Here is a 6611-nt window from a genome sequence, read left to right as displayed (position 1 = left end):
CTGACCAGTGCAAACGCGCGGCGAACCCACCCCCGCCCCGCCCCCCCCCCCCGGGGCGGTGCCACACCGCTCAGCGACTCCGGTTCAGCAGGACCGGTCCTGCTTCGGAGTCGCCGGGTCAGGCCCGCTGCCAGAGCGCCGGGACGTTCGGCGGCTCCCAGCCGGGCTGGGCCTGGTGGCCCTGGAGGCAGCGGTAGGTGGCGCCGCCGTAGGTGACCTGGGCGCCCGTGGCGTAGACCGTGCCCGCCGCCCAAGTGCCGCCCGGGTCGCCGGGGTCGCCGGGGTCGCCCGGATCCGTGGTGGTCTTCAGGGTCAGACCGTAGCTCTGGAGCAGGGGGTTGATGGGCTGGTAGAACGTCGTACCGCCGCTCCGGCAGTCGCCGGAGCCGCCGGACGTCACGCCCTGGGCCTGACTCCCCGAGATGTACGAGCCGCCCGAGTCGCCGGGCTCGGCGCAGACCGTGGTCCGGGTCACGCCGCTGATGGTGCCCTCGGGGTAGGTGACGCTGGTGTTGTGCTGCTGGATGGTGCCGCAGTGCCAGCCCGTGGTGGAGCCCGAGCGGCAGACGGAGGCGCCGACCGGGGACTGGACCGAGCCGGTGACCTGCACGTTCTGGCCGCCCGAGCCCTTCACATAGGGCGTCGACGTCCAGTTGGTGTTGGCCGCCACCCAGGCCGTGTCACGCCCCGGGAAGGTGGACGCCTGGAAGGAGCCCTGGGCGACCTGGTTGTAGCCGGTGGTCGTCGTGCCGGCCCGGCCGCAGTGCCCCGCGGTGGCGAAGCCCTGGGTGGCGCCGCGGGTGATGGCGAAGCCGACCGAGCAACGGCCGCTGCCGCCCATGTAGTAGGCGTCCCCGCCGCGTATGTCGTAGAGCGGGCGCGGCTGTTCGGGCGAAGACGCCACCCGGACGAGGCCCCGGTCGGCACCGCTCCCGGCGATCAGCGCGTCGGCCGCCGCGGGCCTCACCGCCTGTACGACCACGGAGTTGGCGCGCACATCGACGTACCAGACCGGCGCGGCGGTGGAGGAGTTGCGTGCGGCGGCGCGGTCCAGGGCGGCCTTGGCGCCTTCGAGTGCGGCGAGCGTGTGGGGCACGACCTCGGCGCGCGCCCCGGCGGCGGTGATCGCGGCGGCGTCCGCGGCCCTGGTGGTGGCGACGGTGAGCGTGGCGGAGTCCGCGCCGCTCACCCAGGATCCGGCGTAGGCACCGGCCAGCCGCTGGCGCAGCCGCGCCGCGACGGCGCCCGCCTCGGCCTCGTTGACCAGCCGCTCGCGGGCCTCGGCCCCGGTGAGCCCGAGGTCGCGCTGCATGGCCCGCAGTACCTGGGGAGGCGCGGCGGCGACCCCGAGGGTGTCCGCGGCGGACCTGGCCGTCGGTTCGGCGGCCTGCCGCGCGGCGGCGGAGCCTGGCAGCAGGGTCAGGACTACCGCGCCGGCGGCGGCGATGGCGACGCACCCTGCCTTGGCGTGTCTGTGGAGCATGGGGAAGTCTCCTCGGTATCGGTGGGGGGGTGTACCGGCACCGTAGGCAGCGCGAATCCCCTGCGGCAGATGTCAGTTGGCCCCCCGCACGGCGCTATGGGCCCGCGCGGCGAGGGGCACGGAGGGCGGCAGCACCCTGCTCGCGAGCCACTGGGTGTAGCTCACACTGCGCGCGACGGCGTCGGTGTGCGCGGCGCGGGCATGCGCGACGACGGGGGTGGCGGTGGCCGCGGCCGGGCCGTCGGGGTGCCAGCCCAGCAGGTGCCGCCAGAACAGCGGCATACCGGACAGCGGTCTGGTCACCATGCCCGGCGTGGCGGGGAACGTGGCCCGGCAGAGCCCCGCGGCCCGGCCGACCTGGACCAGATGTACGCAGGACGCGGTGTCCGTCTCGTACACGCAGGACGGTGTGAACCCGGCCCGTACGCAGGCGGCGGCGAAACACTCCCCGAAGCAGCCGTCGCCCGGTACGTCGGTCCAGGCCTCCGCCGCGAGTTCGGCCAGCTCGATCTCGGTGCGTCCGGCCAGCGGGTGGTCCACCGCCAGCATGACGAAGACCGGGTCGCGCGCGACCTCGCTCCACACCAGCCGGCCCGCCTCGGGCGGCGCGTCCTCGCCGCAGGTGCCGATCAGCGCGTAGTCCAGCAGCCCGTCGGCGGCCCGGGCGGCGATCTCCCGCTCCGACCAGGCGGTACGGGTCGTCACCCGGACTCCCGGGTCGGCGGCGGCGAGCCGGTCGACCAGGCCGCCGAGCAGCGGGCCGTGCGTCCCGCCGAGCCGGACCCCCGGCTGGTCCGTCGGGGCGTGCGCGAACCGCTCCGCCTCCGACTGGAGTTCCTGCACGGCGGGCAGAACGACGCGGGCCCGGTCGAGAACGAACTCCCCCAGAGCGGTGGCCCGCACCCCACTGCGGCCCCGCTCGAACAGGGCGCCGCCCAGGGCCCGTTCTATGCGCTTCAGCTGTGCGCTGATCGCGGGCTGGGCGAGTCCGAGGGCGGTGGCCGCCTTGGTGAGACTGCCCGCGTCCGCGATCGCCCGGATGATCTTCAGGTGCCTCAGCTCCAGGTCCATGAGCCGAGCTTGGCCGCCGGGCAACCAGGCGGCAATAAGGAGGTCCAGACCAAATGAACTCAAGGATCGGCCGGGCCCTTCCGGACAACGGACCCGCGAGTGGTCGGCGCGCCTACACGCCGGCCGGGGCCTTGTCGCCGCTGACACCGTCGCGCGGCTCGGGGACGTCCTGCTCGTCCGCCTTGTCCTGCGGCGTGGGGTTGTGGTCGTCGACCAGGGTGCGCTCGTCGAACGGAACCTTCCCGGCCAGCACCAGGGCGACCCGCTCCTTGTCGATCTCCTTCGTCCAGGTGCCGACCAGCACCGTGGCCACCGCGTTGCCCGCGAAGTTCGTCATGGCGCGGGCCTCGCTCATGAAGCGGTCGATGCCGACGATCAGGCCGACGCCGTCTACCAGGTCGGGGCGGTGCGAGCTGAGGCCGCCCGCCAGGGTGGCCAGACCAGCGCCGGTGACACCGGCGGCGCCCTTGGATGCGATGACCATGAACACGAGGAGCGAGATCTGCTCGCCGATCGCCAGCGGATTGCCCATCGCCTCGGCGATGAAGAGCGAGGCCATCGTCAGATAGATCGCCGTGCCGTCGAGGTTGAAGGAGTAGCCCGTCGGGACGGTGATGCCGACGACGGGCTTACTGACACCCAGGTGCTCCATCTTCGCGATGAGCCGCGGCAGCGCGGACTCCGAGGAGGAGGTGGACAGGATCAGCAGGAACTCCCGGCCCAGGTATTTCAGCAGCGTGAAGATGTTGATGCCGGTGACGATCTTGAGGATGAGGCCGAGCACCAGGAAGACGAACAGCGCACAGGTGATGTAGAAGCCGACCATGATGACCGCGAGCGACTTGAGCGCGTCCAGGCCCGTCTCGCCGACCACGGCGGCCATCGCGCCGAACGCGCCCACCGGCGCCAGCCACATGATCATCGCGAGGATCCGGAAGACCAGCCGCTGGATGTGTCCGATGCCGCGGATGACCGGCTCGCCCGCGGAGCCCATCGCCTGCAGCGCGAAGCCCACGAGCAGGGCGATCAGCAGGGTCTGGAGCACCTCGCCCTCGGTGAAGGCGGAGATCATGGTCGTCGGAATGATGCCGAGGAGGAAGTCCACGGTGGACTCGCTCGCGCCCTCCGCCTGCGCCTCGCCGGCGCTGCGGGCAGCGTCGGTCAGGTGCAGGCTGGAGCCGGGCTCCAGGATGTTGCCGACGACCAGGCCGATGGCGAGCGCCACGGTCGACATCACCAGGAAGTAGCCGAGCGCGAGCCCGCCCACGGCGCCGACCTTGGCGGCCTTGCGGACCGAACCGACGCCCAGCACGATCGTGCAGAAGATGATGGGCGAGATCATCATCTTGATGAGGTTGACGAAACCGGCGCCGATCGGCTTGAGCTCGACGGCCACACCGGGGGCCGCGAAGCCGACGATGATGCCGAGGATGACGGCGCCGATGACGGCGAGATACAGGTAGTGCGTGCGGTCCCGCCTTGCGGCTGTACCTGCCACGGGGTTCTCCTAGGTGTCCTGACGCGCCGGCCGCTCTGGCTTGCTCGGGCGCCGGCCCTGTGGCTTGCTCGTTGCGTGACCCACGTCCCGGTGGGTCTCGGTGACTATGCAGCACCCTGTGACCCCGGTCACCCTTACGTGCATTTCGTTCATACGAATCAGGCCAGGCAGACTGAGAGACATGCGTATCCCCCGCCCTCGCAGCCTGGCCGGCCAGCTCTTCGCGATGCAGGTCGTACTGGTCGCGGTGATCGTCGCCGGGTGTGCGGTCTTCACGTACGTCTCCGACCTCTCCCAGGCGGACGTCAGCGCCCGCCGGCAGGCCACCGCCACCGCGACCGCCGTCGCGAACTCCCCGGCGGTGGTCGAGGCGGCCCGCTCGGACAACCCCACACCGCTCCTTCAGCCGTACGCCGACGGGCTGCGCGAGGAGACCGGCGTCGACTTCGTTGTGATCATGGCTCCGAACGGCACCCGCTGGACCCATCCGGAGCCGCCCCAGATCGGCAAGACCTATCTGGGGCGCACAGACCCCGCACTCAAGGGCGAGACGTTCTCCGAGACGCACGTGGGGGTGCTTGGACGCTCGGTGCGGGTGGTGACACCGGTGCTCGACGGCGGGCGGATCACCGGGCTCGTCAGCGCGGGCATCACCGTGGAGAAGATCAGCGCGCAGCTGCGGCAGCAGGTGATCGCGCTGCTCGGGGTCGCGTCCGGCGCGCTGGCGCTCGGCGGCCTCGGTACCTACGTCATCAATGCCCGGCTCAGGCGGCACACTCACGGCATGAACGCCGCCGAGCTGAGCCGCATGCACGACTACCACCAGGCCGCGCTGCACGCCGTGCGCGAGGGGCTGTTGATGGTCGACGGGCAGCGGCGGATCGCGCTGATCAACGACGGCGGGCGTGAGCTGCTCGGGCTCGGGCCGGACGCGGTCGGCCGGCCGGTGGCCGAAATGGATCTGCCCGCCCCGCTCACCGGCGCACTGCTCGACCCCGGGGCGCGCGTCGACGAGGTCCATCTGACGGCGGACCGGGTGATCGTCGTCAACAGCAGGCCGGTCTCCGGCGGCGAGCAGAGCGGCACGGTCGTGACGCTCCGCGACCACACCGAACTCCAGGCGCTGTCCGGCGAGTTGGACTCGGAGCGCGGCTTCACCCAGGCGCTGCGCTCGCAGGCCCACGAGGCGGCGAACCGGCTGCACACCGTGGTCTCCCTGATCGAGCTGGGCCGCGCGGACGAGGCGGTGGACTTCGCCACCGCGGAGCTGGAGCTGGCCCAGGTGCTCACCGACCAGGTCGTCGGCGCGGTCGGCGAGCCGGTGCTCGCCGCGCTGCTGCTCGGCAAGGCTGCGCAGGCGAACGAGCGCGGCCTGACACTCGTCCTGGACGAGCACAGCCGCATCGACGACGGGCTACTGCCGCGCACCCTGCCCGCCCGCGACCTGGTGACGATCCTGGGCAACCTGATCGACAACGCGATGGACGCGGCCCAGGGCAGCGACGGCGCGCGCGTCACCGTGACGGCCCGCACCGACGAGCACGGCGACGAGCTGCTGCTGCGGGTCTCGGACACGGGCCCCGGGGTGGAGCCGGCCGCCGCCGACGCGGTGTTCGCCCGGGGCTGGTCGACGAAGAGCCCCGGGCGGGGCCTGGGGCTCGCCCTGGTGCGCCAGGCCGTGCACCGGGGCCGCGGCACGGTCGTGCTGGCCGAAGGGCCATGCGGGGGCGCGGAGTTCACCGTAAGACTGCCGTTGCGCGCGGAGGTGCCCGCATGATCCGGTCCATGGCGACACGCGGTCCGAGCAGCACGCGGGGGCCCGCGTGATCCGCGTCCTGGTTGTCGAGGACGACCCCGTGGCGGCCGACGCCCACGCCCTGTACGTGGAGAGGGTCGCCGGGTTCTCCGTGGCGGGCGTGGCCCACTCCCGGGCCGAGGCGGTGCGCGCGCTGGACCGCACCCCCGTCGACCTGCTGCTGCTCGACCTGTACCTGCCCGACGGCCACGGCCTCGCGCTCGTACGGTCGCTGCGCGGGGCGGGCCACACCGCGGACGTCATCGCCGTCACCTCGGCGCGCGATCTGACCGTCGTGCGCGAAGGGGTCTCGCTCGGCGTCGTCCAGTACGTCCTCAAGCCCTTCACCTTCGCGACCCTTCGCGACCGGCTCACCCGCTACGCGGAGTTCCGCGCGACGGCGGGCGAGGCCAGCGGCCAGGACGAGGTGGACCGCACCCTCGCGGCCCTGCGCACCCCGCAGCCCGCGGGGCTGCCCAAGGGGCTGAGCGCCCCGACGCTGGAGGCGGTGACCCGCACCCTGCGGGCCGCCGCGGCCGACGGGGTGACCGCGGCGGCGGCCGGCACGGCGGTGGGGATCTCGCGGATCACCGCGCGCCGGTATCTGGAGCACCTGGTGACGGCGGGCCGTGCCGAGCGCACTCCGCAGTACGGGCAGATCGGCCGCCCGGAGCTGCACTACCGGTGGATCTCCTTGCGCTGAGGGCGAGTTGACAGCCCCTTGACACCAACGTGCGGCCGTGCACGGGCATTGACCCTGCTCA

Annotated in this window: 5 protein-coding genes; 2 read left to right on the top strand and 3 right to left on the bottom strand. The window is 72.7% G+C overall.

The window, feature by feature from the left end; translation table 11 throughout:
- Nucleotides 1-118 precede the first annotated feature (118 nt).
- The 3 genes from QMK30_RS03450 to QMK30_RS03440 all read right to left on the bottom strand — a co-directional run bounded on the left by QMK30_RS03450 (nt 119) and on the right by QMK30_RS03440 (nt 4052).
- Nucleotides 119-1483, bottom strand: a complete 1365-nt coding sequence (locus QMK30_RS03450) for a carbohydrate-binding protein (RefSeq protein ID WP_283515632.1) — start codon at nt 1481-1483, stop codon at nt 119-121.
- 72 nt (nt 1484-1555) lie between these two features.
- A complete protein-coding gene (locus QMK30_RS03445) occupies nt 1556-2554 on the bottom strand; it encodes a LysR family transcriptional regulator (protein WP_283515631.1) in 999 nt (332 codons plus the stop codon).
- A 112-nt stretch (nt 2555-2666) separates the two neighbouring features.
- Nucleotides 2667-4052 (bottom strand): cation:dicarboxylate symporter family transporter, encoded by a 1386-nt coding sequence (locus QMK30_RS03440; RefSeq protein WP_283515630.1) that lies wholly within the window; start codon nt 4050-4052, stop codon nt 2667-2669.
- A 181-nt stretch (nt 4053-4233) separates the two neighbouring features.
- Between QMK30_RS03440 and QMK30_RS03435 the strand changes: the two genes are divergently transcribed.
- Both QMK30_RS03435 and QMK30_RS03430 read left to right on the top strand, forming a co-directional pair.
- Entirely contained in the window at nt 4234-5829 is a 1596-nt protein-coding gene (locus QMK30_RS03435) for a sensor histidine kinase (protein ID WP_283515629.1), read from the top strand.
- A 46-nt stretch (nt 5830-5875) separates the two neighbouring features.
- Nucleotides 5876-6550 (top strand): response regulator, encoded by a 675-nt coding sequence (locus QMK30_RS03430; RefSeq protein WP_283515628.1) that lies wholly within the window; start codon nt 5876-5878, stop codon nt 6548-6550.
- The last annotated feature ends 61 nt before the right edge of the window (nt 6551-6611 follow it).

The sequence above is a fragment of the Streptomyces sp. H27-C3 genome, assembly GCF_030063415.1.
Taxonomy (GTDB): domain Bacteria; phylum Actinomycetota; class Actinomycetes; order Streptomycetales; family Streptomycetaceae; genus Streptomyces.
This window is presented reverse-complemented; position numbering and strand designations above follow the sequence as displayed.